The 26,617-nt window shown below is 67.8% G+C and carries 26 protein-coding genes and 2 pseudogenes; 19 read left to right on the top strand and 9 right to left on the bottom strand.

Going from position 1 to position 26,617, the window contains the following annotated elements:
• Nucleotides 1-830: IS1634 family transposase (locus tag CCS01_RS21830; RefSeq protein ID WP_456307615.1), on the top strand; the 830-nt coding region annotated here is incomplete at its 5' end.
• Nucleotides 831-938: 108 nt separating this feature from the next.
• Here CCS01_RS21830 and CCS01_RS33065 read toward each other — a convergent pair.
• Nucleotides 939-1,274 (bottom strand): hypothetical protein, encoded by a 336-nt coding sequence (locus CCS01_RS33065; protein WP_146101889.1) that lies wholly within the window; start codon nucleotides 1,272-1,274, stop codon nucleotides 939-941.
• Between the two features lie 107 nt (nucleotides 1,275-1,381).
• Here CCS01_RS33065 and CCS01_RS21825 point away from each other — a divergent pair, with 107 nt between their 5' ends.
• From CCS01_RS21825 to CCS01_RS21810, 4 genes are all read left to right on the top strand, one after another.
• Nucleotides 1,382-2,545, top strand: coding sequence for an amidohydrolase family protein (locus CCS01_RS21825; RefSeq protein WP_104520875.1), 1,164 nt, complete (start codon nucleotides 1,382-1,384; stop codon nucleotides 2,543-2,545).
• A gap of 106 nt (nucleotides 2,546-2,651) precedes the next feature.
• Nucleotides 2,652-3,206 (top strand): peptide-methionine (S)-S-oxide reductase MsrA, encoded by a 555-nt coding sequence (gene msrA / locus CCS01_RS21820; protein ID WP_104520874.1) that lies wholly within the window; start codon nucleotides 2,652-2,654, stop codon nucleotides 3,204-3,206.
• Between the two features lie 73 nt (nucleotides 3,207-3,279).
• Nucleotides 3,280-4,236 (top strand): peptidyl-alpha-hydroxyglycine alpha-amidating lyase family protein, encoded by a 957-nt coding sequence (locus tag CCS01_RS21815; protein WP_104520873.1) that lies wholly within the window; start codon nucleotides 3,280-3,282, stop codon nucleotides 4,234-4,236.
• Between the two features lie 138 nt (nucleotides 4,237-4,374).
• Nucleotides 4,375-4,881: an HPP family protein gene (locus CCS01_RS21810; protein WP_104520872.1), complete on the top strand. Its 507-nt coding sequence runs from the start codon at nucleotides 4,375-4,377 to the stop codon at nucleotides 4,879-4,881.
• Nucleotides 4,882-5,122: 241 nt separating this feature from the next.
• On the opposite strand, the gene pufC is transcribed toward CCS01_RS21810, so the two are convergent.
• From pufC to pufL, 3 genes are read right to left on the bottom strand one after another with little or no spacing between them, the layout of a single operon-like run.
• The gene (gene pufC / locus CCS01_RS21805) at nucleotides 5,123-6,145 is read right to left on the bottom strand and encodes a photosynthetic reaction center cytochrome PufC (RefSeq protein ID WP_104520871.1); all 1,023 of its coding nucleotides are present in this window, start codon (nucleotides 6,143-6,145) and stop codon (nucleotides 5,123-5,125) included.
• Nucleotides 6,145-7,140: a photosynthetic reaction center subunit M gene (pufM, locus tag CCS01_RS21800; RefSeq protein ID WP_104520870.1), complete on the bottom strand. Its 996-nt coding sequence runs from the start codon at nucleotides 7,138-7,140 to the stop codon at nucleotides 6,145-6,147. The genes pufC and pufM overlap by 1 nt, the downstream gene beginning before the upstream one ends.
• 13 nt (nucleotides 7,141-7,153) lie before the next feature.
• Nucleotides 7,154-7,849: a photosynthetic reaction center subunit L gene (pufL, locus tag CCS01_RS21795; RefSeq protein ID WP_456307616.1), complete on the bottom strand. Its 696-nt coding sequence runs from the start codon at nucleotides 7,847-7,849 to the stop codon at nucleotides 7,154-7,156.
• 262 nt (nucleotides 7,850-8,111) lie between these two features.
• Between pufL and CCS01_RS21790 the strand changes: the two genes are divergently transcribed.
• Together CCS01_RS21790 and puhC are read left to right on the top strand one after the other, a co-directional pair.
• Nucleotides 8,112-8,486 (top strand): SH3 domain-containing protein, encoded by a 375-nt coding sequence (locus CCS01_RS21790; protein WP_104520869.1) that lies wholly within the window; start codon nucleotides 8,112-8,114, stop codon nucleotides 8,484-8,486.
• 6 nt (nucleotides 8,487-8,492) lie between these two features.
• A complete protein-coding gene (puhC, locus tag CCS01_RS21785; protein ID WP_104520868.1) occupies nucleotides 8,493-9,029 on the top strand; it encodes a photosynthetic complex assembly protein PuhC in 537 nt (178 codons plus the stop codon).
• Nucleotides 9,030-9,242: 213 nt separating this feature from the next.
• On the opposite strand, the gene ppk2 is transcribed toward puhC, so the two are convergent.
• A complete protein-coding gene (ppk2, locus tag CCS01_RS21780; RefSeq protein WP_104520867.1) occupies nucleotides 9,243-10,250 on the bottom strand; it encodes a polyphosphate kinase 2 in 1,008 nt (335 codons plus the stop codon).
• 41 nt (nucleotides 10,251-10,291) lie between these two features.
• Nucleotides 10,292-10,573: a hypothetical protein gene (locus CCS01_RS21775; RefSeq protein WP_104520866.1), complete on the bottom strand. Its 282-nt coding sequence runs from the start codon at nucleotides 10,571-10,573 to the stop codon at nucleotides 10,292-10,294.
• Between the two features lie 417 nt (nucleotides 10,574-10,990).
• Between CCS01_RS21775 and CCS01_RS21770 the strand changes: the two genes are divergently transcribed.
• Together CCS01_RS21770 and CCS01_RS21765 are read left to right on the top strand one after the other, a co-directional pair.
• Nucleotides 10,991-11,557, top strand: a complete 567-nt coding sequence (locus CCS01_RS21770; RefSeq protein WP_104520865.1) for a sigma-70 family RNA polymerase sigma factor — start codon at nucleotides 10,991-10,993, stop codon at nucleotides 11,555-11,557.
• The gene (locus tag CCS01_RS21765; RefSeq protein ID WP_104520864.1) at nucleotides 11,554-12,261 is read left to right on the top strand and encodes a cupin domain-containing protein; all 708 of its coding nucleotides are present in this window, start codon (nucleotides 11,554-11,556) and stop codon (nucleotides 12,259-12,261) included. Before CCS01_RS21770 ends, CCS01_RS21765 begins: the two co-directional genes overlap by 4 nt.
• 525 nt (nucleotides 12,262-12,786) lie before the next feature.
• On the opposite strand, the gene CCS01_RS21760 is transcribed toward CCS01_RS21765, so the two are convergent.
• Complete coding sequence (locus CCS01_RS21760; RefSeq protein ID WP_104520878.1) at nucleotides 12,787-13,416, bottom strand: TMEM175 family protein; 630 nt, start codon at nucleotides 13,414-13,416, stop codon at nucleotides 12,787-12,789.
• A 104-nt stretch (nucleotides 13,417-13,520) separates the two neighbouring features.
• Here CCS01_RS21760 and CCS01_RS21755 point away from each other — a divergent pair, with 104 nt between their 5' ends.
• From CCS01_RS21755 to CCS01_RS21720, 9 genes and pseudogenes are all read left to right on the top strand, one after another.
• Nucleotides 13,521-14,738, top strand: coding sequence for a CaiB/BaiF CoA transferase family protein (locus CCS01_RS21755; RefSeq protein WP_104520863.1), 1,218 nt, complete (start codon nucleotides 13,521-13,523; stop codon nucleotides 14,736-14,738).
• Entirely contained in the window at nucleotides 14,739-15,557 is an 819-nt protein-coding gene (locus tag CCS01_RS21750) for an enoyl-CoA hydratase (protein WP_104520862.1), read from the top strand.
• Between the two features lie 374 nt (nucleotides 15,558-15,931).
• Nucleotides 15,932-17,086, top strand: coding sequence for an acyl-CoA dehydrogenase family protein (locus tag CCS01_RS21745; protein ID WP_104520861.1), 1,155 nt, complete (start codon nucleotides 15,932-15,934; stop codon nucleotides 17,084-17,086).
• Nucleotides 17,083-17,418: a DUF1491 family protein gene (locus CCS01_RS21740; RefSeq protein ID WP_104520860.1), complete on the top strand. Its 336-nt coding sequence runs from the start codon at nucleotides 17,083-17,085 to the stop codon at nucleotides 17,416-17,418. The genes CCS01_RS21745 and CCS01_RS21740 overlap by 4 nt, the downstream gene beginning before the upstream one ends.
• Before the next feature lie 435 nt (nucleotides 17,419-17,853).
• Nucleotides 17,854-18,657, top strand: a complete 804-nt coding sequence (locus tag CCS01_RS21735) for a L,D-transpeptidase (RefSeq protein WP_193540160.1) — start codon at nucleotides 17,854-17,856, stop codon at nucleotides 18,655-18,657.
• A 922-nt stretch (nucleotides 18,658-19,579) separates the two neighbouring features.
• A complete protein-coding gene (locus CCS01_RS21730; RefSeq protein ID WP_104520859.1) occupies nucleotides 19,580-20,410 on the top strand; it encodes a PAS-domain containing protein in 831 nt (276 codons plus the stop codon).
• Nucleotides 20,377-20,669: pseudogene (locus CCS01_RS36200) on the top strand (diguanylate cyclase domain-containing protein); the annotation flags it as partial. The gene CCS01_RS21730 and the pseudogene CCS01_RS36200, both read left to right, overlap by 34 nt.
• Before the next feature lie 40 nt (nucleotides 20,670-20,709).
• Entirely contained in the window at nucleotides 20,710-21,105 is a 396-nt protein-coding gene (locus CCS01_RS36195; RefSeq protein ID WP_408887501.1) for an EAL domain-containing protein, read from the top strand.
• A 529-nt stretch (nucleotides 21,106-21,634) separates the two neighbouring features.
• Nucleotides 21,635-22,039, top strand: a complete 405-nt coding sequence (locus tag CCS01_RS21720) for a response regulator transcription factor (protein WP_158258533.1) — start codon at nucleotides 21,635-21,637, stop codon at nucleotides 22,037-22,039.
• 564 nt (nucleotides 22,040-22,603) lie between these two features.
• Here the strand turns inward: CCS01_RS21720 and cysE are convergent.
• Nucleotides 22,604-23,563, bottom strand: coding sequence for a serine O-acetyltransferase (gene cysE, locus CCS01_RS21715; RefSeq protein ID WP_239992346.1), 960 nt, complete (start codon nucleotides 23,561-23,563; stop codon nucleotides 22,604-22,606).
• Between the two features lie 344 nt (nucleotides 23,564-23,907).
• Between cysE and CCS01_RS36190 the strand changes: the two are divergent.
• A pseudogene (locus CCS01_RS36190) lies at nucleotides 23,908-24,289 on the top strand (transposase); the annotation flags it as partial.
• A gap of 958 nt (nucleotides 24,290-25,247) precedes the next feature.
• Here the strand turns inward: CCS01_RS36190 and CCS01_RS21700 are convergent.
• Nucleotides 25,248-26,465, bottom strand: a complete 1,218-nt coding sequence (locus CCS01_RS21700) for an MFS transporter (RefSeq protein ID WP_158258532.1) — start codon at nucleotides 26,463-26,465, stop codon at nucleotides 25,248-25,250.
• Between the last annotated feature and the right edge of the window lie 152 nt (nucleotides 26,466-26,617).

Here is a 26,617-nt window from a genome sequence, read left to right as displayed (position 1 = left end):
ACCAGCGCGACATGGCGTCCATCACGTCACCGGATTATCCCGGCGAGCGGCTGGTGGTCTGCCGCAATGCCGATCTCGCCGCCGAGCGCGCCCGCAAGCGCGAAGAGCTGTTGACGGCCACCGAGAAAGACCTCGCCGCCATCAAGGCCAGGGTCGAGCGCACGCGCAAGCCGCTGCGCGGCACCGCCGAGATCGCGCTGGCCGTCGGCGAGGTCTTCAACGCGCACAAGATGCGCAAGCATTTCGATCTGACGATCACCGACGACGCCTTCAGCTTCGCCCGCAAGACTGCCGAGATCGCCGCGGAGGCGGCCACCGACGGGCTTTACGTCGTGCGCACCAGCCTGGCCGAGGCGACGCTGGGAGATGCCGATACGGTGCGTAGCTACAAGTCCCTGAGCCTGGTGGAGCAGGCGTTCCGCTGCGTCAAGACCGTCGATCTGCACGTCCGCCCGGTGTATCACTGGCTGGAGGGCCGGGTGCGGGCGCACGTGTTCCTGTGCATGCTGGCCTACTACCTGGAGTGGCACATGCGCCAGCGCCTGGCGCCGATGCTGTTCGACGACACCGATCCGGAAGAGGCCGAAGCCCTCCGCCGCAGCGTGGTGGCGCCGGCACAGCGGTCCAAGGTCGCGATCAAGAAGCAGACGACAGGCATGACACCGGATGGATTGCCGGTGCACAGCTTCCGCACGCTGCTGGCCGATCTGGCGACGCTGGCGCGCAACACCATCACCACCGCAATCAACCCGCTGTATCCGCTGACCGTGGTGACGCGGCCGACGCCGGTGCAGCAGAAGGCGTTCGATCTGCTGGGGCTCGCGGTGTAGCCAGTAGCAAGCGGCTGAAACGGCATTTTATACAATGCTATCAACGGTTTATGTAAAACTAAAGGCGGAAGCTCGGTATAAGAGCCGGTTTGAGTCAGTGTTTCATAGTCAAGCGGCACGAATTGGCATTGGATTGAGCAGTGCCTGAAAGCCGGACAGGATGGCGACGAAGGCCGGCCGCCCGGCTGAGACATCAAGCCGTCCGGCACGGTCGCGCAGCAGACCACCCCAGTGCGCCAACCAGCCGAAGCTGCGTTCGACCATCCCCGACCGCGGCATGCCGCAACAAGAAGCCCCCAATGCGGTGCCGTACCGGTTTCCAGCCGCACAGCAGGCGCACCACAATTCAAGGCCCGTCCGATCGAACAGGCTCTGAATGAGGAACCCAGCCAACCAGGATCCCGGACATTTCATCACTAAAAAGGAACATTCCTCCACCGTCACGGCCCACCCAAGAACCGGACTGCCCCGGCACGCCCCCGCCAGCCAGTAGACCGCACACGCACGAGTATGCTTAGCTTACCCATCAGTATCATCGGAAAGGACCGGTAATGGACGGCACCGTGCTCGAAATCCCCGAAATGGTCGGCATTCTCCTCTCGCCCGCCCGCACCGCGCAGGCCGCGACCCGTGCATGGCCCGAGGGCACCGTCATCGTCTCGGCCGACAGCCACATGCTGGAGACCGATTGCTGGGTGGACCGTTTCCCCGAGCACCTGAAGCACCGCGCGCCACGCATGGAATTCCGCGACGGCGGCTATCACATCACGGTCGCCGGCGAGGAAGTCGGCAAGCGCCCCGGCCGCACCTTCGACGCCGCGGCGCTGTGCATGGCGCTGGAATGCACCCCGGGCTTCACCAGCATCGAGGCGCGCCTGGCAGATCTCGACACCGAAGGCGTGGAAAAGGAACTGGTCTTCCCGCAGCGCCTGTTCAGCCTGTTCATCCTGGGCAAGCTGATGGACCGCGCGGAAACGTTCTCGGCCTATAACGAGCACATTGCGGAAATGTGCGCGAAGGGCAGGGGCCGCCTCTATCCGGTGATGGTGCCCAACTACTGGGACCCCGCCGAGGCCAAAGCCTCGGTCGAGCGCTGCCGGCAACTCGGCGCGCATGCGCTGATGATCCCGATCAAGCCGGGCAACGACGTCGACGGCGAGCCGATCTACTACAACGATGCGAAGATGGACAAGTTGTGGGAGGCGATCGCCGCCTCCGGCATCCCGCTGTGCTTCCACATCGGCGAGAATTTCCTGACCAGCGCGTCGGGCGCTGCAGGCTCCGCGGTGCTGGTGCAGATGCAGGGGTTCCGCCAGATCTGGGGCCCGCTGACGTTCGGCGGCGTGTTCGACCGCTTCCCCGCGCTGAAGGTCGTGTTCACCGAGGGCGGCATCAGCTGGGTCGCGTCCATGCTGCACGACGCCGACATGATCTACAACTCGTTTCCAACGGTGATGAATCCGCAGCTGCGGCACCCGCCGAGCTGGTACTGGTTCAACAACTGCTACGCCACCTTCATGACCGATCCGGCGGGGCTGGAACTGCTGCACCGCATCGGGCCGGACCGCGTGATGTGGTCGTCGGACTATCCGCACCAGGAATCGACCTTCGGCTACACAAGCAGCGCGATCCAGGCGGTGTTCGACGCGACGAGCGTCGGGAACGCGCAGAAGATCCTCGGCAAGACCGCGATCGAGGTGTTCAACCTGCGCTGACGCGCATCGGCGCCCGCTCCGCCCGCCGGGCACCGGAGCGGCGCCTGCATGACTCCGCCGCCGAACCCATATACACTCCTGTCAACCAACGGGGAGCACGCGAGACATGAGCGCGACACAGGAAACAGCCACCCTCGGTGGCGGATGCTTCTGGTGCCTGGAGGCGGTCTTCAAGGACCTGCGCGGCGTCACCGCGGTGATGTCGGGCTATGCCGGCGGCCACGTGGCGAATCCGGACTACCACGCGGTCTGCACCGGCCGCACCGGCCACGCCGAGGTGGTGCAGCTGACCTTCGATCCCGCGCAGGTCAGCTATGCCGACATCCTGCGGGTGTTCTTCACCATCCACGACCCCACCACCAAGGACCGCCAGGGTAACGACGTCGGGCCGCAGTACCGCTCGATCATCCTCACCCACTCCGACGCCCAGGCCGAGACGGCGCGGGCGGTGATGCGGGAGATCACCGACGAACAGCTCTGGCCCAACCGACTGGTGACCGAGATCGAGCCGCTGACCACGTTCTATCCGGCCGAGCCCGAGCACCACGACTACTTCGCCCGCAACCCCTACAGCGGCTACTGCCAAGTCGTCATCGCCCCGAAGGTGACGAAATTCCGCAAGCACTTCACCGACAAGCTGAAGCGCGAGGCGGCGGAATAGCCGCTCCATCCCCTTGGCGGCTTCCTGGCCCCGTGACAGGCTGGTGCGGCCAGGAAGCAGGGGGGTAACGAACATGGTCACCTTGGGCAGCGGCGACTATCGCTACGAGCCGGTGGAGGACTGGGCGAAGCTGCCGCCGGGCTGGTCGTTCCGGGAAATCGGCGGCATCGGCGCGGACAGCCGGGACAACGTCTATGTCTTCAACCGCGGCGAGCACCCGATGATCGTGTTCGACCGCGACGGCAATTTCCTGCGGTCCTGGGGCGAGGGCGTGTTCCCCCGCGCCCACGGCGTCCATGTCGGGCCGGACGACACGCTGTGGCTGACGGATGACGCCGATCACTCGGTGCGGCAGTGCACGCCGGAGGGCAAGGTGCTGCTGACGCTCGGCACGCCGGGGAAGCCGGCGCCGTACATGGGCGGCGAGCCGTTCCACCGCTGTACCCACACCGCGCTGTCGCCGCAGGGCGACATCTATGTCTCGGACGGCTACGGCAACGCGCGCGTGCACAAATACGCGCCGGACGGCCGGCTGGTGCTGTCCTGGGGCGGCTCTGGCAGCGACCCGGGCGAGTTCAACATCGCCCACAACGTCACCTGCGACGCCGACGGCTGGGTCTATGTCGCGGACCGCGAGAACCACCGGGTGCAGGTGTTCGACGGCAACGGCAGGTATGAGACGCAGTGGAACAACCTGCACCGTCCGTGCGGCCTGTTCATGCCGCCGGGGAAATGTCCGATCTGTTACATCGGCGAACTGGGGCCGGTGATGGCGGTGAACCGCGACGCGCCGAACCTCGGCCCGCGCGTGTCCATCGTCGATCACACCGGGCAGCGCCTGTCGCGCCTCGGCGGGCTGTGCGCCGGGCTTGGCGTCGACCAGTTCATGGCCCCGCACGGCCTGTGCGTGGACAGCCGCGGCGACCTGTATGTCGGCGAGGTGTCCTGGACGCAGTGGCCGCAACTGTTCCCGCAGGACCCGATCCCGGCGGGCCTGCGCTCGCTGCGCAAGTTCCGGCTGCTGGCGTAGCGCTACGGTCGCATCCGCGCGGCCACGGTCATCCACGTGGCCTTGCCGTCCTGCGGCCGCTGACGCAGGCGTGTCGGCAACCTCGCATGCCCTCCCACAGTTCTGCCCCTGTGCACGACCCAGCCTGGGAGGAGTCCCATGATTATCAGCGCAATCGCCCGCCCGATACTGGCGGCCTTGGTGCTCGGCATCATTGCCGCCCTGGGCATCTGGACGCAGGAGGCCTGGCTGGCACCCAGCCTTGGCTCGGCCGTGTTCACCCAGGTCCTGACGCCGTCCGAGGCCAGCGCCAGGCCATACAACCTCGCCGTCGGCCAGTTCCTGGGTGCCGCCGCCGGGTTTGCCGCCGTGTTTGCCACCGGGGCTGCCGGCATGCCGCATTTCATGAGCGGCCAGCCCCTGGTCATCTGGCGCCTGGCGGCCGTGATCATCGCGACCTTGTTCGCGGCCGTGCTGCAGCTTCTCTTCCGGGCGATCACACCGGCGGGTGGCGCAACGGCGCTCGTCGTCGCCGTCGGCGCCGAGCCCACCAGGTGGATCGGTGTGCTTCACCTGTCCGTGGGCATCCTGCTGGTGACCGTACTGGGCGAGGCCGTGCGGCAGGTCATGGTGCGCCTGCAGTACAGGGACCAGCGGGCCGGGTGAAGCGCGTGCCGCTTTGGCCGAAGCGCTTCAGCTTGTGCAGGACATGGGTTGCCTGCCTTCATACCGGGCGCCGGTGAGCCCGACCGTTGGGCGGCTGCGTCCCAACGTGATGGCGCTCGTCGGGCCGCCATCCAGGCCTTATGCCAACCGGCATAGCGTTTGACCGCCGGGTGTCGGCGCCGCCCCGTCATGGCCGGGCTCATTCGCACAGGCGCTGACTTAGCGGGGCCAGCCCGCTAAGTCAGCGCCTATGCGGCTCGTCCGCGCCAGGAGCACCTGCGTCAATCCCCTGCCTGCACGTCCATCGCGACGTTGAATGAGCCTCGGGCAGGGGCTGCGATACCGGTTCCGGCTCTTGCGCGGCCTTGCGGGCCTCCGCCGCGGCCGCCGGGGTGCGGCAGAACAACGGGGCCACCACGCCCGCCTGCGGGATAGCGCGCAGCATCGGCTCCGGCGCGCCCAGCCGCCACGGTCGCACATGCGGCCACAGCTTCAGGTACACCAGGCCGCTGCCCGGCTTCGGCCGCAGCGTGATGTCGCCGGTGCCGGCCCGATGGACGCGCACCGACAGTTCCGCCACGCGATGCAGCGGGATCGACAGCGTCGCCGGCAGCGCCGTCACCGACTGCACCGAGATCGGCGTGTCGTTCAGCAGGTACAGGTCCCAGCTGGCATCGGGGAAGAACCTGCGCACGTTGTCGCCCGACTCGCGCCAGTTCTCCTGCCTGGCGACGATCGCACATTCCGGCGGCGGCGCGCTGGGGAAACAGGTCTCCGCCGGCACCGGCTGCCCGCGGTGGCAGGTGAAGCAGGTGACGCCGCTGTCCTTCACGTGGCTGCGCCAGTCGGCGTTGACGTGGCGCACCATGCGCAGCATCAGCCGCGCCACCTGCTTCTGCGGCTTGGCGTCCGAGGCGTCGTTGCCGGCGACGTGGCAGAAGGCGCAGCCCTGGTGCGGCGACACCCACTGCGTGATCGCCTGCTGCAGCCGCATGAACTCCGCGGCGCTGAGGTCGGTCAGCACCTGGACGTTCTGGTAGGTTGCAGTGGTCGGGGCGCCGCCCGCGGCTGCCGGCGGCAGCGGCGCCGGCACGGCCTGCGCCACCGGCTCCGGCATCTGTCCGCGGCCGAACTGGATCATCGAGGCCGGCGGCGCGGCAAGCTGCCGGCTGGGCATCGGCGGATAGGTCCAGTCCGGCAGGACCACGAACATCGCGCCGAGGATGATGACGAGGGCGCCGATGATGATCGTTGCCCGGCTCATCACGGCGCGTCCAGGGACAGGGTCTTGTGGAAGCCCGGCGGCAGCGTCGCCGGCAGGCCGGGCACCGGGGGATACGCCGGCGCGATGCCCTGCTTCACGCCCCACAGGTACCAGTTGTCCACCAACGTGCCGGTGATCAGGATGCCGATGCCGCCGGTCAACGTGGTCAGGATGGCGAACCAGTAGATCCAGCGGTGGATCGATTCGAAGTTGGCGTTGAAACCCATGGTCCAGCGCCAGAACAGCGCCGCCCGCTCCATCGCCGTGCCGCGATCGGCGATCTCGTGCGTCTCGCGCTCGCCGCCGAAGCGCGCCACCGCCAGGATGGTGCCGGCGTGCATGGCGAACAGCAGCGTCGAGCCGTACAGGAACACGATCGACAGCATGTGGAACGGATTGTAGAAGATGTTGCCGTACCGCAGCGAGAACGTTGCCGTCCAGTTCAGGTGCGGGATGATGCCGAACGGCACCGCCTCGGCCCAGCTTCCCATCGCCAGCGGCCGGAAGAAGCCCAGCACCAGGTACAGCCAGATCGCCGAGGCGAACGCCCAGGCCACGTGCGTGCCCATGCCGACGGCCACGGCGCGGTTGTACATCCGCACCCACCACAGCAGGATCGACACGGTCAGGAAAAAGCCCGCCAGCATCCACCAGCCGCCCTCGTGCAGCGGCGGGAACGGGTACAGGCCGTATTTGGCCGGCGGCGGCTCCAGCGCCAGGAACGGCAGCATCTTGATGAAGCGGACCGGGTTCCAGTTCACCGACGCCCACATGTTCAGGCCGATGATCTCGAACGCAATGAAACCGCATATCACCGACAGGATGCCGGAAATCCCCAGGTAGGTCGGCCCCACCTGGCTTTCGCCGATGCGGCCCAGCAGGCGGGAGTGGAAAATGCGCTTGGTGCGGCGGTCGGAGCCGAACCGGACGGGAATGCCGGGCTCCAGCGGGCCGTGCATCTCGATCGAGGTGTACAACGTGTGGAAGCGTGCCATGTGCCTGTCCCCCTCAGCTGAAACCGTGGGGGCCCCAGATCGGGATGTTGAGCCACCAGCCCCACCAGTACGGCCAGCCGCGGGTCCAGAACGGGCCAGAAATGATCATGCACAGCGCGCTCCAGATCCCGGCGTTGATCGCCAGGAAGTAGCCCAGGCGGTGGATGCCGAGTTCACCGATGGAATAGGCGATGGTGTCACGGAAATACACGCTTTCATGGCCGCCATACTTCAGCGGCTGGCCGCGCCCGGGATTGGCGGCGGCCAGGATTTCACCGCCGTGCAGCGCCAGTCCGAAAGTCGTGGCAAAGAAGAACGACACCGCCACCATGTGAAATGGATTGTAATGGAAATGCAGATACTGGTAGCCGACGTTCGATACCCAGTCGAGATGGGCCATGATGCCGTAGGGAAATCCGTAGCCCCAGGCGCCCAACAGCAGCGGGCGGATCACCACCAGCGAGGCATAGGCGAAGATCGCGGCGCTGAAGGCGGCGGGCAGGTGCAGCCCGATGCCCAGCTTGCGGGCGATTTCCACCTGCCGCAGCGCCCAGGAACAGAACGCGCCGAGCGCGCAGATGGTGATAACCTGCCACAGCCCGCCTTCCCGCAGCGGCGCCCATCCGAAGCCGTAGCTTATCGGCGGCGGACTGATCGTGATCCGGAACAGGATCCAGGTCCCGCCAAGGGCCGCGCCATAAATGACCAGTGCGGTTCCGAAACCGGCAAAGATTGCGGTGGTAACGCCGAAGAATCCGACATAGAAGGGGCCGATTCACCAATCGAACAGTTCGCCGCCGATAAGGGTTCCGCCTCGAACGCAATATTTTTCTTCGTATGACAGCATCGCCATGCTGCATCTCCTCGCGAAGTTGCGAATGCGACCAGTCCGTCTACCAGACAACGTGATGACATGAACTGCAAGATGTCCACTGGCATTGACGTGTGGCGTCAACCGGACAGGACACGATATGCTGAGCACAGGCCGCAGGATGCGTCAGCTTTGCGGGCTCGCAACATTAACCGCCGTCGCCGCGCTGCCCCTGTCGGGCGCCGGGGCCCGGCCGGGCACGGTGTACTGGACAGCCTATCTCCGTTCCGGCCCGGGAGTGAAATACGCCGTCATCGACGAGGTGTCGCCGCAGAGCCGGGTGGACGTCCAGGACTGCGCCCGGGGCTGGTGCAAGGTGACCGCCCGTCACGCCAACGGCTATGTCGAGGCGGCGCTGCTGTCGGCCCCGGACATCCACGCCGTGCCGCACCAGGCCGGGCCGAAGGCGACCTGCGTCGACGCGGTGCTCAACGGCCTGCCCCGCGGCGACGACGTCCGCTTCTGCGCCCGATGAGCAACCGTGCGGCCCCATGGCCATGAGCGACCGGCAGGCCCGGCCACCGGGCGCCCCTCGGCGGCGCTCGCGATCGGCCCGCCGGCTGTCGCCGCGGTGCTGGTGGCCGGCTCGCTCCTTGGAGTGTTCCTCGCCCCACACGACGCGGCGCATCGGTCCGCGCCGCCCGGGCCGGTCGCCCAACAGCGCCTGCTGCGCTTCGCCGATCGGCCGGACGAAGCGGTGGTCGTGACGGACGCAAGCGACGGCCGCGTGGTCGCGGTCATCACCGGCGCGAGCGGCTTCCTGCGCGGCACGCTCAGTGGCCTGGCGCGCATCCGCATGACGCAAGGACTGGGTCCCGCCATTCCGTTCAGGCTGACCTCCTATGTCAACCGCCGGTTGACGCTCAGCGACCCCGCGACCGGCCAGACGATCGAGCTTGAGGCGTTCGGCGCCACGAACGAGGCTGTCTTCGCGCGGCTGCTGGCTTCGGATGCGGCTTCCTCCGCCGATACGGGCGACGGCGCGGAGGCCGGACCCACGCCCGGCGCGACGCGGTAGCAACGACCGCCGCCGGCGCGGCATCGATCCGGCGGCAAACGGAACCGGACGCTCAGAAGCGGTCAGGAAATTACTGCGCTATTGGGTGTGGGGCACCGTCCTCTCCCATAGGCGCCAGTTCAGGCGGCCAGCGGCACGGCCGTTGCTACCCCGTCATGACGCGGAGGGGCCGGTGTCTTGCACCCAATGATGCGGTTATTCGCAACCAGGCCCTCAGCCCACCCCCGGCTCCCGCCCTCGCTTCAGCGCCGGGTGCACCGTCTTGTTGATGATCCGCAGGTCCTTGCCGATGACATGGGCGATGTCGCCGACGATCAGCGGATCCGGCCCGGTGACGATGGACGGGTCCTTGCCGTCATAGGGCAGCATCGCCAGCAGATGCTGCATGGCGTTCAGCCGGGCACGCTTCTTGTCGTCCGACTTGACGATGGTCCAGGGCGCGTCGGCGGTGTCGGTGTAGAAGAACATCGCCTCCTTCGCCTCGGTGTAGTCGTCCCACTTGTCCAACGAGGCGCGGTCTATCGGCGACAGCTTCCACTGCTTCAGCGGGTCCCGCTCGCGCTCGCCGAAGCGCCGCCGCTGTTCCTCGCGGCTGACCGAGAACCAGAACTTCACCAGCGTGATGCCGGAGCGGACCAGCATCCGCTCGACCTCCGGGCACTGGCGCATGAACTCCAGGTAGTCGCTCGGCGTGCAGAAGCCCATGACGCGCTCGACCCCGGCGCGGTTGTACCAGGAGCGGTCGAACAGCACGAGTTCCCCGGACGCCGGCAGGTGCGCGATGTAGCGCTGGAAATACCACTGCGTCTGCTCCCGCTCGGTCGGCTTCTGCAGCGCGATGATGCGGGCGGTACGGGGGTTCATGTGCTCGGTGAAGCGCTTGATGGTGCCGCCCTTGCCGGCGGCGTCGCGGCCCTCGAACAGCACGACGACGCGCTGCCCGGTCTGCTCGATCCAACGCTGCGCCTTCAGCAGCTCGCGCTGCAGCTCGAGCATGTGCGCCTCGTACGGCGCGGTGCGCATCTTGACCCGGTAAGGATACTCGCCGGTCTCGAACAGGTGGCGGATGGCCGCCGGATCGTGCCGCATGGCCGCGAGGCTGTGCACCACGGACGCATCAGGCGGCGGCGCGGCCGGCGCGGGCGACGGTTCGGCGAGGCTGACGCCGGTCGCCTCGGCCGGTTCGGTATCGGTTTCCGCCAGGTCAGACTGCTTGGGCATCGTCAACTCCCGTATCGGGCGGCGCCCGGGATGGGCGCGGATCAGGCGGCTCCGGCTTCCAGCGGATAGTCGCGCACCGGATCGATGCCGGCGGTCTCCAGGAACTTGCGCAGCGCCACGACCTCGTCCTTCGACAGGGCGTGATGCGGCTCGTGGAAGCCGTGCGTGTGGCCGTTCAGCCTGACCACGACGTGGCGATGGCCGCCATGCGTGACCTCGCCGCCCAGCGACTCGATCAGGGACAAGACCACCCTGGGATCGATGTTGCCGCTGACCGGGTGGGCGAACAGGGCGTGCAGGGTGTGGCGTTGCTTGTGGTTCATCCGATTGTGACTCCTAGGCTGGAGGCATGTGGGGCGGATCACCGCCCAATCTCCTTGATTCAGGTCAAACTACCATACTTGAGCGTGAAGCCACGCCGATTCGGCGCGCCGCTGCCGGGCCGGGAGCGCGTCTGTGCCCCAACCGGCCGGCGGCCAACGCCGGGTCCGTTGTCACTTTGCCGCCATGACAATGCATCAACGGTTCTTGTTGCGGATGTTTAATCGGCGCGCAGATTGTAACAGTGTGTATCGCCGCTTTTGACGGTGATCCATGCGGAAGCGAATCGCGTAGCAGGGACTGTGAGCGCAACCTGTCTGCCGTCCGGGCCTCTGCGCCGCCGGTACGTCGCCGCCACGCGCGGCCGCAACCGGCGGCATTTGGTGCGGCCTGTCGCGTGCCGTATAGCAGTACTCGACATGGCTCAGGGGACTCCGATCCCAGACGATCATGCTGCCCTGCTCCAGGCCATCGCGCGGCATCGCGAACGCGCTGCCTTTGCCGTGCTGTTCCGCGTCTTCGCGCCGCGGGTGAAGGCCTGGATGATCCGCAGCGGCGCCGCCGACACCGTCGCCGAGGAGCTGGCGCAGGAGACCCTGCTGGCCGTCTGGCAGAAGGCGGACCAGTTCGATCCCGGGCGCGCCGGGGTCTCCGCCTGGATCTTCACCATTGCCCGCAACCAGCGGATCGACGCGCTGCGGCGCGAGCGGTATCCCGGCACCCTGCTGCCCGATCCCGACTCTGGCGGCGCGGCCGAACCAGTGCCACCCGAAAGCGCGGTGGCCATGGCCGAGCAGGAGGCGCGGATCCGCGCGGCCCTGGCCGGCCTGCCGGCGGAGCAGGCGGCGGTGGTCCGCAAGGCCTACTTCGAGGACAAGGCGCATGCCGAGATCGAGCAGGAACTGTGCATCCCGCTGGGCACGGTGAAGTCCCGGCTGCGGCTGGCGATCACCCAGCTGCGCGCGGCGCTGGCCGATCGGCCATGATCACGCGGCATCCGAGCGATGGCTGCCTGCTCGCCTATGCCGCCGGCACGCTGCCGGAGGCCCTGGCCATCGTCGTCGCCACGCATGCCGGCCGCTGCGCCTGCTGCCGCCGGACCCTGCTGGCCTGCGAGGCGACCGGCGGCGCGCTGCTGGAAGCCCTGCCGCCGGCGCCGCTGTCGGATCATGCGCTGGAGACGGTGCTGGCGCGCATCGGCGAACCCGTGGCCGGCGTGCCGCCGGTCCTGAACCCGGACCTGCCGGCGCCGCTGGACCGCATCGCGCTGGGCCGGTGGTGGCCGATTGGCCCGGGCATCCGGTGGCGGTGGCTGCGGGCGGAGGGGGCGGCCTGGGCAGGGCTGATCCTGGCCCAGCCGGGCCGCAGTCTGCCGCCGCACGCCCATGACGGGCGGGAACTGACCTGCGTGCTGTCCGGCGCCTTTGCCGACGGCGAGGGCGTGTACCAGGCCGGCGACGTCGCCGAACCGGATGGCGACCACGATCCGCCACCCGCGGTGGTGGCGAGGCGCCGTGCCTGTGCGTGCTGGCCTCGGAGGGGATACGGCTGCGCGGCGCGTTGGGCGTGGCGCAGCGGATGCTTGGGCTGTGAGGATGGGGCGGCATTCACGATAGAGCCGCCATCCCGCGGGGAGCGACCGGCGGCCTGTCCGGATCATGCCACGGTGGTTGATACTTACCCGGCATGATCTCCGGCGCCATGGGACCGGCTCTGTCGTCAAAACGACAGATGATGCATTGTGTTGCGATATAGCTGCGAACCTGGAGCGGGCCGAGGTTCCGTGAAGCGGGGCGTATCAGCAATAACGCGGCAGGCAGCCATGCTGCGGAGGCGTGAATTTCCCGCATTCGACGACTTCGACGTTCCACCAGCCGGCGACCGGGTGCGGCCTGGACCATATGGTTGCAGCTCCGTGTCAGGAAGAATCCACGGGTCGATGCCCGTCCAAAGCGACCGCTGGTTGCCTGGATCCCTGCTCTGCGCACTCTGCGCTCCGCTCTGCGCGCTCTGCGTTGAAAATGCGGTGTCGCAACAAAGAACGGCGTTGCCAGTAAGCCGCCTGATCCGAAACGACGGTGGCGCCCCGGCCACCGCGTTTCAACGCAGAGCGCAGAGTGCGCAGAGCAGGATAGGTTGCGACCTGCGGTCGCGGCCGGCCGGCGGCATTCCGCGTCAACCGGAACGTTCCGCCTGTGTGGCGGGCGCGTTCAGATCAGATCCGCGACAATATCCCCCGCCGCGGCCCAACGACGTAGATCATCTGCACCAGGATGATGAACCCGATGCTCCACCAGGTGCTGACGAAGCACAATGCCGCCCCGAACGCATACAGCGCCTGGGCGATATAGATCCGCTGCTCCACTGATCGGCTGATGGACGCTGCAACCTCCGGTTCCACCAGCCTGGCCCGCATCGCGTAACGCCAACTTGCAGCGAGCAGCGCGCCCAGCAGCAGGATGTCAAGCCAGTACAGCAGAAGTGCCGCACGCAGCGTTATGAACTCCGCCATCAGCGAGGTCGAGAACGGCATCAGCGACACCGCGAACAGGAACAGCAGGTGGATCCACGTCACATGCCGGTTGCAGCGCGCGAAGTGACTGAGTTGGGTCTGCTGTCCGACCCAGAAGATCCCCAGCGTCAGGAAGCTCATCAGATAAACCAACACCCGCGGCGCCAGCGCGCTCAGCGCCGCCAGCAGCGCCCCGTCAGTGGCGATCCCCTCGCGCGCCGGCAGCTTCAGGTCCAGCACCAGCAGCGTCATCGCCACCGCGAACAGCCCGTCGCTGAGCGCGGCCAGCCGCTCCACGCTGTCGCCGGCGATCAGATTGTATCGCGTCCCCATCGGCATTCACCTCCATCGTTCCGGCCGCAGCCCTTGAGCAATCCGCCGGACGGGCGGATGATCGCCCGGAACGGCTCCAAGAGGAATCACGAGAGGAAACACGCATGCCCGAAAGCCCGGCTGACCAGGCAGCGCTCGCCGCCAGCCAGACCCGCCTGCCGCTGAACGGCATCACGGTGCTCGACCTGACGCTGGCGCGCGCCGGCCCCACGGCGGTGCGGCATTTCGCCGACTGGGGCGCCGACGTCATCCGCATCGAGCCGCCGCCGGGCGAGGGCGAGGACGTCGCCGGCCGCCGCCACGGCTTCGACTTCCAGAACCTGCACCGCAACAAGCGCGCCATCACCCTGAACCTCAAGACGCGCGAGGGCCACGAAGCCTTCATGCGCCTGGCGCAAAAGGCCGACGTGATCCTGGAGAACATGCGCGCCAATGTGAAGCATCGTCTGAAAGTATCCTATGACGACGTCCGGGCGATCAATCCGCGCATCGTCTATGGCAGCATCTCCGGCTTCGGCCAGGACGGCCCGTACGGCGCGCGCGCCGGCGTGGACCAGATCGCCCAGGGCATGGGCGGGCTGATGTCGATCACCGGCGAGCCGGGGCGCGGCCCGATGCGCGTCGGCATTCCGGTGGATGACCTGACCGCCGGCAACCTGTTGGCGCTGGGCTGCATGATGGCGCTGTTCGACCGCGAGCGCACCGGCGTCGGCCGCTGGGTCACCACGTCGCTGCTGGAGGCGCAGGTGTTCATGCTCGACTTCCAGGCCAGCCGCTGGCTGATGGAGGGTGAGGTGGCGGGGCAGGCGGGCAACGACCATCCGACCGGCATTCCCACCGGCGTGTTCCCCACCAGCGACGGCCACATCAACATCGCCGCCAGTTCCTCGCGCGTGTTCACCCGCTTCTGCGAGGCCATCGGCCGCCCCGGCTGGCTGCAGCGCGAGGACTGGAAAACCCAGGCAGGCCGCAGCAGGGACCGCAAGGCGATCAACGCGGCAATCGGCGAAATCACCGCAACGAAACCATCCGCCCACTGGATCGAGCTGTTCGAGGCGAACGGGATTCCGTGTGGACCGATCAACACGATTGACCAGGTGTTTGCGGATCCGCAGGTGAGGCATCTCGGAATGGCAACGAAAATGCACAGCCCCCATGTCGGCGACACCGAGGTCGTTGCGTCGGCCATCAACATCTCCGGCTTCTCCAAGGCGATCCGCAGCTACCCGCCGGATGCCGGGGAGCACACCGGCGAAATCCTGAAAAGCGTCGGCTACAGCGACGCGGAACTGAACGACATGCGGCAGAAGGGAGTCATCTGAATGTTGCCTAATCATGCGGCCACCACCGCCTTCGCCGGCGGGAAGATGCTGGCGGCCAGGGATGACGGCGTCGGGCTGATCACCTTCAACCAGCCGGAAAAGCGCAACGCCATGTCGATGGAGATGTGGACTGGCCTGGGCGAGATCCTCGATGAATTCGCCGCGGACAGCGGCGTCAGCGTGGTGGTCCTGACCGGCGCCGGCGACAAGGCGTTCGTGTCCGGCGCCGACATCAGCCAGTTCGAGAAGAACCGCAACAGCGCCGAATCGCAGGCGGAATACGACCGCGCCACCAGCGCCGGACGCGACAAGTTTCATGCGTTCCAAAAGCCCATCATCGCGCGGATACGCGGGTATTGCATGGGCGGCGGGCTGGCGATCGCGATGGCGGCGGACCTGCGCATCGCCTCGGCCGGCAGCCAGTTCGGCATTCCGGCGGCGCGGCTGTCGATCGCCTATGCGCCGGAGTCGGTGAAGCGGCTGATCGACCTCGTCGGCCCGGCGCACGCGCGGATGATCCTCTACACCGCGAAACGGATCGACGCGGCGGAAGCGGAACGGATCGGCCTGATCAACCGGATGACGACCGAGGAGGCGCTGGACGACGTGGTGCTGGACATCGCCCGCACCATTGCCGACAACGCGCCGCTGTCGGTCGCGGCGTCGAAGCTGACGATCAACGAGATGCTGAAGGACGAGAGCCAGCGCGACATGGACGCGGTCCGGCGCATGAGCGAGATCTGCTTCAACAGCGCCGACTACAAGGAAGGCCGGACGGCGTTCATGGAAAAGCGCCAGCCGCGGTTTGTGGGGCGGTAGCCACCTGCGTCATGGCGGAGCGAGGTCCTCGTCCCCCCGTCATGGCCGGGCGTGTCCCTACGCAATGCACACATCCTGGAAACGAGTCGGAAATGACCGTAAAATCAAGTGCTTGCCTGGGCGCCAAGAGCGTTCCCCCATCGTCATGGCCCGGCTTGTCCGGGCCACCTGTCGCGGCACACGTGCTGGAATAGGTGGCCCGGACGAGCCGGGCCATGACGAAAGGGAAACGCCGCGGCGGACCGTTTCCGAGATGTGTGCATCCCGTAGGGCGTGTCCCGGCCATCCACCCCCCGCTGTCGAAGCGCAGATGGCCGGGACACGCCCGGCCATGACGGAGAGGGAACGGCCCTAGCGCCAGGAAAGGAAACGCGATGTTCGAACTCCCCGAAGAACACCGGATGCTGCAGGATCTGGTGGCGAAATTCATCGACCGCGACGTCATGCCGCTGGAGAAAGCCACCCTCGAACGCGAAATGTCCGGTCAGAAATCCTCGCTCCCGCCCGAGGACGAAGCGAAACTCCTCGCCAGGTGCAAGGACCTCGGCCTGTGGGGCCTCGACGTGCCGGAGGAATACGGCGGCGCCAACCTGCCCTACGCCGCGCTGATGGGCGTGTATGAAGAGCAAGGCCGCACCTGCGTCCCCTTCACCTTCCCGCCCGACAGCCCCAACCTGCACATGCTGATCGCCGTCGCCAACGACGAGCAGAAGAAGAAATACCTCGAACCCTACGCAAGCGGCGAGGCCCACTCCGCCATCGCCATCTCCGAGCCCGGCGCCGGCGGCGACCCGGCCGGCATGGCCACCCGCGCCGTGAAGGACGGCGACGACTGGGTGATCAACGGGCGGAAAATCTGGGTGAGCCGCGTGCCCGCCGCCGATTTCATGATCCTCATGGCCCGCACTGGCGAGGGCAAGAGGCACGAGGGCATCACCGCCTTCATCGTCGAGCGCGGTACCAAGGGCTTCATCATCGAGCGCGAGATCCCCATGCTCGGCGGCCAGCGCACCTACGAGCTTGTCTTCGAGGACTGCCGCATCCCCGCCAGCCAGCTTCTGGGCACGGAAGGCAAGGGCTTCGCGCCGATGCAGCTCCGCCTCACCGTCCGCCGCCTGCAAATCGGCGCGTGGTGCATCGGCATCTCCCGCCGCGCGCTCGACATGATGATCGAGCACGTCAAGCAGCGCGTCACCTTCGGCCAGCGCCTGGCCGATCGGCAGGCGATCCAGTGGTGGGTGGCGGACGCGGCGATGAAGATCCACGCCTGCCGCCTGATGGTGTATGACGCCGCCACCAAGGCCGATGCGGGCAAGGACGTGCGCACCGAAGCCTCGATGGTGAAGCTGTACGGAACGGAAATGGCAACCGAAATCGTCGACCACGCGATGCAGGCCTTCGGCGCCATGGGCGTCGCGAAGGAACTGCCGCTGCAACTGTTCGCGCAGAAGGTGCGCACCATGCGCGTCTATGAAGGCCCGTCCGAAGTGCACCGCATGGCGATCGCCCGCCGCATCATCGGCAAGTGACCCAGCCCCGCATCAAGGCCGGCCTTTGGGTCGCCTCGGCGCTCCGCCTGGGTAACGCCGACGGCCGGTTCGGCGCCGTGCTGCGCAAGGGCGACCCCGACGCCGGCGGCGTGCTGGTGGTGCTGCGCGGGCGGGAGGGCCTGTCGGTGCTCTCCCAGGTCCGCACCGCCGACGGCGAACTGGCCTGGATGCGCGCCACCGGTTCGGCGCCGGTGGACCAGGAGGCGGCCGACGCCTACGTCGCGCGGCAGCTGAAATACGACGCCGACCTGTGGGTGCTGGAGTTCGAGGCGCCGGACCTGCTGCCGCCGTTCGAGGCTAATATCGTCTGAGAGGGGGTTTGAGTGGGTTGGGCCTGGCGGTTGGGAGCGGCGGCGGCCCGGGATGGTGTCTCGCCGGCGGGGACAGCGTGGTTGATGGGGTATTTTTGTTCGCACAGAGACGAACGGAGCACCGTTGAGGGCCGCGGAGGATCAGGGGGACGTCGCGCGGGTTGGTGCGGTTGTTGCCGTCGTGGCCGGCCGGGCGAAACGGGCACGTCTGACTTGTGTTTCATTCCAAATAGATACGGTATCATCACAATATCAGAATAAGCTTGAACCCGCGGTTTGCGATGTGCTTTCCCAGCCAGCGCTATGATGTAAGGCGTTGGAATGCGAACCATGAGGCACTCATTGGCAGCCTCCGTCGTGCTGGCTACCGCAATTATCGCGCATACTCCATCCCGGGCGGCGACGTCGCTGCTCGGCCCGGCGGAGACGCAGGCCATGGCTCAACCTGCCGCGCCGCCGGGTGCCGGCGACGCCCAGACCAGCCTCGCGGTGCTGCATGCCCTGATGCGGCGGGAGGTGCCCCACCAGCTGACGCTGTCCGCAGGGCACCGGCAGCGCATTCTGGACCTGGCATGGGACCTGCTCCAGCAGGTGCCCGACGCCGGGCTGGATCGGCCGCAGGCCCTGCTGGTGGTGGACCGGAACCCGGCGGTCCAGGCCCTGCTCGTCGTCGGCGCGATCCCCGGCAAACCGTGGGAGGTCGTCGGCGCCACCCATGTCTCGACCGGCAAGCCCGGCCGCAAGGAGCACTTCGTCACCCCCGTCGGCGTCTTCCGCAACACCGCCGACATCCTCGGCTACCGCGCCGAGGGCACCAAGAACGAGAACGGCGTGCGTGGCCTGGGCGTGAAGGGTATGCGGGTGTGGGATTTCGGCTGGCAGCAGACCGACGACTGGCGCGCGCCGGGCGCCCGGATCGACATCCGCATGGAAATGCACGCCACCGACCCGGACCTGCTGGAGCAGCGCATCGGCCGGCCGGACAGCGAGGGATGCATCCGCATCCCGGCGGCGATGAACCGCTTCCTCGACCGCTACGGCGTCATCGATGCCGATCTGGAGGCCGCGGCGAAGATGGATCCCCGGTTCGCCGCCTTGCTCGCGCCTGACCGCATGCCCACCCCCATCGCCGGGACGCTTCTGGTTGTCGTCGATTCATCGGCCGGAGGACGCGACCCGGCCGTGCTGCCGGTATCGAGGCAGGCCCGTGCCGCGTCGCCGTTGCAGGCGTCGCGGTAAGAACCCGGGGCCGAACAGCCGATCGGCCGCGGTCGGCGCACCGGCCCCTCCGCGTCATGGTGGGCCTGCACCGGCCTTCCCCTCGTCGTGGTGGGCGGAGGCCCACCATCCACGCCTGCGGTATCGATCATGGCAAAGGCGTGGACAGCCGGCCTGCGGCCACCGTGACGGCGTCGTGCCGGCTGACGGTGATGAACGTCGCGAAAGACCCTGGGGCGTTTGCCCTGGCCGTGGTTGGCAACGGCTGGGGGCTGAATCCGCAACGGGTGGCACTTGCCAGGGTTATTCGGAACCGCTCGTGCTTGTTCATCTGTCCGCGATTCTCACCACGGGGGAAGATGAAGGATCACGAAGCGCCACGGAGACCGGACCTTGCCGGCCTGTCGGGGCCTGGCCAGGCGTTATCGGGCTGCCGATCGCGGTGCAGCGCATCGATCAGTCCGGGTCTGCGCGGATGTGTCCATGCCGCAGCCTTAAGCACGGCTTGCGCGGCTTCATTGTCTGACTCGTTCACGCCCCTTCGTGGCCCTTCCTGGTCCTCCGCCGTCCTCCGTGTTGAAAATCGGTCGGCGATCCAGGCTCCGCCGCCGCCTTCGACCCGCCCGGTGCGGCTCGCCGGGAAACGCCGCCCCACTGCGCCATCACGGAACGCCCTGCGGCCTGCCAGCCTCCAGCGCCGTCGCATGCGGACATTTATCTTTGGAAACAAGATTACCCTTGTTGGCTCGGCCGCCGCGCCGCTACGGTCTGCGCGCGGGCGGTTCGGCGTCGAAAGGACACCGGCCGTTGCACAGCGTGGACGGCCGCTCCCGGCGCCTGGCCGGTGAATCCGCATCGTCGCCCGCAGAATGCGGGGGCGAGGACGTCCTGAGCGAAGTTGCGGTGGCGCTGCTGTGCTGCACGCCCGGTCCTGGATGCCGCCATGGATGTCGTCGCCCGGCTGTGCTGTCTCCGCCGGACCCTGTTGATACGGACGTGTGCGCTGGCCGGGCTCGTCCTGGCCGGCGTTGCCTCGTTGCTGTTCGGCCTGAGAACCCTGGCGCAGACCTGGCGCGACCGGGCCGATCCGATCGCGGCACTCGCGGCCGCCATGCGCCACGTCCACGACTGCAACGCCGCGGTCCGGATTCCGGGCACCACGCCCCCCGACCAGCTGGGCAACATGGCCCGCGCGCTGGCAGTGTTCCGCGACAACCTCGTCGCCCGCCAAGCCAGCGAGACGGCGCTGCACCGGGCGAATGCCGTCTTCGGCACGGCGCTGCACGGCATGATGCAGGGGATGATCGTCTGGGGTGCCGACCACCAGGTGCAGTTCGTCAACCGCCGCTACTTCGCGGTCCACGACCTGCCGCACGGGTGCGTTGAACCGGGGATGGACCTGTGCGAGGTCGTCAAGATCCACTGCGCCCACGGCATCCACCCGGGTGAGACCGAGGCACAGGCATACCGCAAGCTGTACGGGTTGATCACCAGCCGGACGCCGCTGCAGCAGGAACTCGAGGTCCGGTCCGGCATCATTTGCCAGATCTCGCTCCAGCCGACGCCGGGCGGCGGCTGCGTGGTCACCTTCGAGGACGTCACCGAGAAGCGCCTGAACGAGCGGCGCATCGCCCACCTGGCGCGCCACGACACCCTGACCGGCCTGGCCAACGGCGGCAGCTTCAACCAGGTCATCGCCGCCGTCGTTTCGCCCACGACGCCAGCGCGCCGGTTGCCGTCCTGTGCCTCGACCTCGACCGCTTCAAGGCGGTGAACGACACGCTGGGCCACGCCGCCGGCGACGACCTGCTGCGCCAGGTCGCCGATCGGCTGCGCGGCTGCATGCGCGCGGACGACCTGGTCGCGCGGCTCGGCGGCGACGAGTTCGCCGTGCTGATGCCGGCGGCGGCCAGGCCCGGGCCTCGGCGCTGGCGGCGCGGATCATCGAGCAGGTCAGCGCCCCCTACGACGTGGCCGGGCACGGCCTCGTCATCGGCGTCAGCGTCGGCATCGCGCTGCTGGAGGCGGACCAGAGTCCCGAGGATCTGCTCAAGCAGGCCGACATCGCTCTGTATGACGCCAAGGCGGAGCGCGGAACCTGGCGGGTGTTCACCCCCGGCATGGACGAACACCTGCGCCACCGCCGGGCGCTGGAAACCGCTCTGGCCGCCGCGCTGCAGGACGGGGGGGTTCACGCTGCACTACCAGCCGCTGCTCAACCTGGCGGGCAACCGCATCACCGGGTTCGAGGCTTTGTTGCGCTGGCGGCAGCCGGACGGCACGCTGGTGCCGCCGGCCGGCTTCATCCCCGTCGCCGCGCAGAGCGGCCTGATCGTCGCTATCGGCGCGTGGGTGCTGCGCACCGCCTGCGCCGAGGCCGCTGGCTGGCCGATGCGGAAGGCTGCACCGAGGCGCAGGGATACTTCATCAGCCCGCCGCGGCCGGCGTCGGAGATCGCCGGCATGCTGACGCGCCGGACGGCGGCCGGCCCGGGGACCGACAGGCGATGGGTCCCGTGCTGGTCCGCCATCGCGGGTGACCAGGCCGGCGGCGGCACCGGCGCGGAAAAAGCCGCGTAACGCCGATCGGCCCCGGGGGCGTTGCGCGCAAGCGCTCCGGCATCTCCGGCACCAGGCAATCCAGCGCGGCGGCTTCCCGCCGGCAGGGCCGAACCCGTACGTCCGCCGCGTCGCCGATCAGGCACGATAGCGGCATCGGCGGCCCGGCGCGCCAGCCGCACGCCCGGCGCATCGACAGCACCGAACATGGGACGCCCGTTCCTTCGAGGCGCCCCGCAATCCTGCGATTTCGTTCAGCTGCGGTCTCCGGCCAGCCCGTGCCGGGCCCGAGGACGGGCAGCCGCGCCGCGCGGCCGCCTGACGGCTTGTCTTATACGAAAATCAACGCCAGGACGGCGAAATATGTTGCAGTTAAAAACTAAATTCGTATATGACACATTCAGGCTTTCATTATGGCAATTCAAGCGGATACGTCACCAATGCCAACGAAACGATTCATCCTGATCATCGCAGACGATCTGGCGCTGCGTCAGGCGCTGGTCGAACACCTGTCAGAGAACGAGGCGTGCAAACCGGTCGAGGTGGGCACGCTGGCCGATGCCTTGCATTATCTTGAACAGCAACCGGCGCGGACGGACCTCGTGCTGCTCGATCTCGGCCTGTCCGGCGGCGATGGGCTGGCCTTCTGCGCGCTGCTGCGGCGGCAGGGCCATGAGATGCCCATCATCATGCTGGCCGGCGCGAGCAGCGAGGCCGACATTGCGCGGGGACTGCAGAACGGCGCCAGTGACTATGTCTGCAAGCCCTTCCGCATCGCAGACCTGGGGGTCCGCATCCGCGCCCGGCTGTGCGCCGGTGCGAATGCCACGCCTGGCCGGACCTGACATCGGGCACCGCCTGCCGGCCTGTCCTGTCCCGGTGCGAATGAACAGCTGCCGAAGCGCGAGGATGACGTCCACTACCTGGAGTGCCGCGAAGGCCGGGCGCCGGTTCGCGTTGAAGATACGGCCCTGATTGCCCTGAATGCCAGGCCACAAGTTGCGACGGGAACAGCCCAGCCGCGTTCGATCTGCCGCGATCGCGGGCCGCCGCAATTCCTTCTCTGCGGGCTCTGCGCCCCGCTCTGCGCGCTCTGCGTTTTAAAAATGCGGTGCCGCAACAAAGAGCGGCGTTGCCGGTGAGCCGGCCAACCCGAAACGCAGGTGGCGCGCCGGCCACCGCGATCCAACGCAGAGATCGCAGACTGGGGCGCAGAGCCCGCAGAGAAGGGATCCGGATCGCGTGCCGCCGCGATGGCTGTGCCGCGATGGCTGTGCGTTGATCACCGTGCCTTGTCTGTCATGGCCGGGATAGCAAGCACGCGGATGCGTAACCGGCCGTGGAACTGCCGCACCGTAACGAATCCGGGTGCGGACCGCAAGATTTCAGTTACACTCAAGAAATAACAATCAGATCGTGCCGACAAACGCCTCCCGCGCGAGGTCGAGCAGGATCTGGTCCATCGGCCGCGCCATGCCGTCCGCGGCGTCGATCCGCACCACCCGCGCCGGCACGCCGGCCACTGTCGCGCGCGCCGGCACCGGGCGCAGCACCACCGATCCGGCCGCCACCCGCGCGTTGTCGCCGACGGCGATGTTGCCGAGGATCTTCGCCCCCGCGCCGACGATGACGCCGGAGCCGATTTTCGGGTGCCGCTCGGCCGCCTGAATGCCGGTGCCGCCCAGCGTCACGTCCTGCTGGATGGTCACGTCGTCGCCCACCACCGCGGTCTCGCCCACCACCAGCCCGGTGGCGTGGTCGAGAAAGATGCCCCGGCCGAACCGCGCCGCCGGGTGGATGTCGGTCTGGAAGATCTCCGAGGCGCGGCTTTGCAGGTACTCGCAGAAGTCGCGCTCGCCATTCAGCCACAGCCAGTGGGTCAGCCGGTGCGCCTGGATGGCGTGGAAGCCCTTGAAATACAGGAACGGCTCGATGAACCGCTCGCAGGCCGGATCGAACTCGTACACCGCGATGATGTCGGTGCGCAACGCCGCGGCGATCTCGGGGTCCGCCTCCAGCGCGCGGTTGAAGGCCTGGACGATCAGCGGCAGGGTGACGACGTCGTTGCGCAACCGCGCCGCCACCCGGTGGATCGCCGCGGCTTCGAAGCTGTGCTGGTTGAGAACCGAGTCGAGGAACAGCGGCGCCAGGATGGGGGCGCGTTCCAGCGCGTCCTCGGCCTCGCGCCGCAGACGCGCCCACAGCACTTCGGTGAACGCCTGCACCGCGCCGGGGCAGCGCGCCACCAGGGTCTGGTGCCCGAGCGGCTGGCTGGCGGTTCGGCGCGGGCGCGCCCGGGCGGCCATGATGGCCCGGCGCCGCGACATTGGTCCGGCCGCATCGGCCTCATCGGCAAGTGGTTGCACCATGGCAGCGACGCAATGCCCTCCGTGTTTGTAATCGGCCATAATGCAGCATACCCTGTGCCTCGGGCGCAAGGATTACCCGGACGGCCCGGGCACTGGAACGGCAGGAGGATGCCCGGGGCCGGGCGCTTTGTCTGCAGCGGCGGCTTGCTTGAGGCTGTCGTGCTGAACGGGATCGGGCTGGGGCGTTTTCGCCACCGCAATCAGGCGGACACGCAGCCGCTGCCCTGTCGTCATGGCGGCCGCGACCGCCCGCCGGAGATTTGGCGCCCATTCCCCCGGACCTTGGCGGGCCGAACGGCGGAGGACGTTTGCGGCAAGCGGTGCGACTGTTGCGGGGTCGAAGGCGGCGGCAATGGCAGCAGGTGGTGCCGTTCTTCGCCTTCCCGCCGGAGGTGCGGCGGATCATCGACACCACCAATGCCATCGAGAGCCTCAACAGCAAACTGCGTTCCTCAGTCCGCAGCCGGGGCACTTCCCCTCCGAGCCTGAAAATCAATCGACTTTTGGCCGGAGTCGAGGTTGCTAACCTACTGTAAAATATGGTATTATTATTGAGAGTCGTCCAGAAAACCGATTGATTTTCGGGCTCTCCGACGAGGCGGCAACGAAATTGTTGTATTTGGTCTTGCGCGATGTCAGCAAAAACTGGAAGATGCCCAGCGTGAGTGGACCGCTGCCAAGACGCAGTTCGCCATCCTGTTCGGCGACCGGTTCAGCCTCGCATAGAAGGTCCTGGTGAAACCCGACCTTCACACAAAAATCCTGACAGGCTCTGGCGCGCTGGCAGCCAACGACAGGGACTCCGCAAGGGGAGGTCCTCACTCAGCCCACAATGGTGCAAAACATGCTCAGTGGCGGGGTTTGGTAATCCCGGGTCCGCGGGTGCTGGTGTCACGCGCAGCACCACGGTGACGTCCTCTCGATCGATCTCGACGCGCTTGACCAGCAGCCGGATCAGGTCGCGTTGCGTGGACCAGTCCACCGCCGCCATCCGCTGCCACACCCGGCGGGCAAAGTCTTCCAGCCGGCCTATGATCAGCGACAGTGCCGCGCGCTGCGCCACCTCGTTTCGTGCCCGAACTGCCTGCTCCTCCCATCCCCGCAGCCGCTGGCGCAGCCCGGCGGCGCGGGGCTCGAACTCGGCCGGCTCTTGTCGGGTTCCGGGGTGGTCGGGTGAGGCGTTCCACGGCCCCGAAATCCAACCGGAACCGTGTTGAAAAGGGCCACGACACTGCCCTGTCGGACGACGTGCGCCCCCGCTGCGGCAACAGCCCTGCTGCATTTGCGTTCATCTGCGTTCATCTGCGGTTCCATTTCTGCTTTGGCGCAGCACGTAGGCGTCGCAACATCCCTCCCGCCGCCACGCTGATTCAAGAACCGCAGATGAACGCAAATGGGCCGGTGGTGAACTGGACCTCCGAACGTGCTGTCGGCCGCGCGCCGATCGTTGCCAGGGCGCTCGGTTGCGGTTTCCAAGGGTCCTGCCGGGTTCCGAATGGGCGGTGAAGCGTCTCAGACCGGGCCGATGCGGATTGCACGGCCGACACGCCATCAACGGCGCTCCCGCGAAGCCGACCACAGGCAATGGACCAATGCCTTCTTCGCGAAATTGGACCTGTTCACCCTTCAGACAGCCCACAAGGACGCGAGACACTCCCCGGCCCCTATCGGGGAAGAAACCACCTCATGCCGGCAGGGTCGCCTTGCTGGCATGAGGGCGCCGCCGCACCGGCCGGGTCTCCGGCATGGCAACCAGGAGCAGCAGCACGGCCGTGGTTCCGACCGCGGCCAGGAACAGGAACGTCTCGGATGGGCCATAGCGCTCGGCGATCCAGCCGGCGACCGCGGTGCTGAAGGTCGCTCCCAGGCCGGCGGCCAGGCCGAGGGCGCCGATGGCAAGGTTGAGGTAGCCGGTGCGCTTGGTGCAGTCGGCGGCGATCAGCGGCAGCATCACGCCGAACATCGCCGCGCTGACGCCGTCCAGCGCCTGGTAAGCCAGCAGAGGCACCGCGCCCGGCAGGGTGGCGAACAGCAAGGCCCGCAGCGGCACCGCGGCAAAGCCGATCAGCAGCACCAGGCGGCGTCCGTGGGTCTGCGCCAGGCGGCCGGTGCGCGGGGCCAGCAGCGCGGTGATGACCTGCGGCACGACGATGGTCGCCGATATGATCAGCCCGCTCGCCTCGTGACGCTGCGTCAGGGTGCTGACGGCGATCGGCAGCAACGCGGCATTGGCAAGCTGGAACAGCGCCGCGGCCACGGCGAAGACGTGCAGCGCCGGCTCGGACAGGATCTGCCAGGGCCGGTGCTCGCGCTCGCGCGGGTGGCGCATCGCCGGATGGTCGTCGGCGTCCCCGACGCAGTCGGCGGCACGGATCATCAGCAGGGACAGCAGCGCCGGAACGGTCAGCGCCGCGGTGACGAAGAACACCGCGCGCTCGGAAAACCAAACGGCGGCAGCGCCGAGCAGGGCGGCCGAGGCGGCATTGCCGAGCGAAGCCCAGCGCGTGTTGATGCCCAGGCGCTCGCCGAAGCTGTCATGGCCGCACACGCACAAGGTCACGGCGGCGATCGCCGGGGTCACCACGCAGCTGGCCAGCGAATGCGCCACCTGCGCGCCCCAGATCAGCGGCCGCGTCGGGGGCAGACATAACATCAGCGCACTGACTCCCAGGCCGAGCAGGCCCCAGGCGGTGACAATCCGCTTGCGATGGATCTGGTCGACCACCAGGCCGCCCGGCAACTGCCCGACCAGGGCGGCGAAGGTGCCGATGCTCAGCGCCAGGCCGAGCGCGACGGGATTCCAGCCGGACTGCGTCAGCCAGACGACGATGAACGGCCCGAAGCCGGCCTGAACCGCCGCGGTGAAGAAGTTCAGCCCGTTCAGGCCCAGTCTGCTCCGCATCGCACCGCCCGGAGAAGTGACGCGCTGCGCCGCCTGTGACGCCGGCGCAGGCATGGACTCGCAAAGGGGGCGCGCCTCCCGTGAGCATACTATCTGATGCGACCAGGGAAGAGAGGCAACCTTTATTGGTTACCGGACGACGAAACCGGGCG

Source organism: Rhodopila globiformis (genome assembly GCF_002937115.1).
Classification (GTDB): Bacteria; Pseudomonadota; Alphaproteobacteria; order Acetobacterales; family Acetobacteraceae; genus Rhodopila; species Rhodopila globiformis.
The sequence above is the reverse complement of the archived record's forward strand: the minus strand, read 5'-3'. Positions and strand labels throughout refer to the sequence as shown.

What these genes read in the sequence shown, in the direction of transcription:
- msrA (WP_104520874.1), top strand. Translation starts at nt 2,652, where the DNA reads ATGAGCGCGACACAGGAAACAGCCACCCTCGGTGGCGGATGCTTCTGG.
- CCS01_RS21720 (WP_158258533.1), top strand. Translation starts at nt 21,635, where the DNA reads ATGCCAACGAAACGATTCATCCTGATCATCGCAGACGATCTGGCGCTG.
- CCS01_RS36195 (WP_408887501.1), top strand. Translation starts at nt 20,710, where the DNA reads ATGACGCCAAGGCGGAGCGCGGAACCTGGCGGGTGTTCACCCCCGGCA.
- CCS01_RS21815 (WP_104520873.1), top strand. Translation starts at nt 3,280, where the DNA reads ATGGTCACCTTGGGCAGCGGCGACTATCGCTACGAGCCGGTGGAGGAC.
- CCS01_RS21745 (WP_104520861.1), top strand. Translation starts at nt 15,932, where the DNA reads ATGTTCGAACTCCCCGAAGAACACCGGATGCTGCAGGATCTGGTGGCG.
- CCS01_RS21755 (WP_104520863.1), top strand. Translation starts at nt 13,521, where the DNA reads ATGCCCGAAAGCCCGGCTGACCAGGCAGCGCTCGCCGCCAGCCAGACC.
- CCS01_RS21750 (WP_104520862.1), top strand. Translation starts at nt 14,739, where the DNA reads ATGTTGCCTAATCATGCGGCCACCACCGCCTTCGCCGGCGGGAAGATG.
- CCS01_RS21810 (WP_104520872.1), top strand. Translation starts at nt 4,375, where the DNA reads ATGATTATCAGCGCAATCGCCCGCCCGATACTGGCGGCCTTGGTGCTC.
- CCS01_RS21700 (WP_158258532.1), bottom strand. Translation starts at nt 26,465, where the DNA reads ATGCGGAGCAGACTGGGCCTGAACGGGCTGAACTTCTTCACCGCGGCG.
- CCS01_RS21760 (WP_104520878.1), bottom strand. Translation starts at nt 13,416, where the DNA reads ATGGGGACGCGATACAATCTGATCGCCGGCGACAGCGTGGAGCGGCTG.
- CCS01_RS21790 (WP_104520869.1), top strand. Translation starts at nt 8,112, where the DNA reads ATGCTGAGCACAGGCCGCAGGATGCGTCAGCTTTGCGGGCTCGCAACA.
- pufC (WP_104520871.1), bottom strand. Translation starts at nt 6,145, where the DNA reads ATGAGCCGGGCAACGATCATCATCGGCGCCCTCGTCATCATCCTCGGC.
- CCS01_RS21770 (WP_104520865.1), top strand. Translation starts at nt 10,991, where the DNA reads ATGGCTCAGGGGACTCCGATCCCAGACGATCATGCTGCCCTGCTCCAG.
- cysE (WP_239992346.1), bottom strand. Translation starts at nt 23,563, where the DNA reads ATGGTGCAACCACTTGCCGATGAGGCCGATGCGGCCGGACCAATGTCG.
- CCS01_RS21730 (WP_104520859.1), top strand. Translation starts at nt 19,580, where the DNA reads ATGGATGTCGTCGCCCGGCTGTGCTGTCTCCGCCGGACCCTGTTGATA.
- pufM (WP_104520870.1), bottom strand. Translation starts at nt 7,140, where the DNA reads ATGGCACGCTTCCACACGTTGTACACCTCGATCGAGATGCACGGCCCG.
- CCS01_RS21765 (WP_104520864.1), top strand. Translation starts at nt 11,554, where the DNA reads ATGATCACGCGGCATCCGAGCGATGGCTGCCTGCTCGCCTATGCCGCC.
- ppk2 (WP_104520867.1), bottom strand. Translation starts at nt 10,250, where the DNA reads ATGCCCAAGCAGTCTGACCTGGCGGAAACCGATACCGAACCGGCCGAG.
- CCS01_RS21735 (WP_193540160.1), top strand. Translation starts at nt 17,854, where the DNA reads ATGGCTCAACCTGCCGCGCCGCCGGGTGCCGGCGACGCCCAGACCAGC.
- CCS01_RS21775 (WP_104520866.1), bottom strand. Translation starts at nt 10,573, where the DNA reads ATGAACCACAAGCAACGCCACACCCTGCACGCCCTGTTCGCCCACCCG.
- CCS01_RS21825 (WP_104520875.1), top strand. Translation starts at nt 1,382, where the DNA reads ATGGACGGCACCGTGCTCGAAATCCCCGAAATGGTCGGCATTCTCCTC.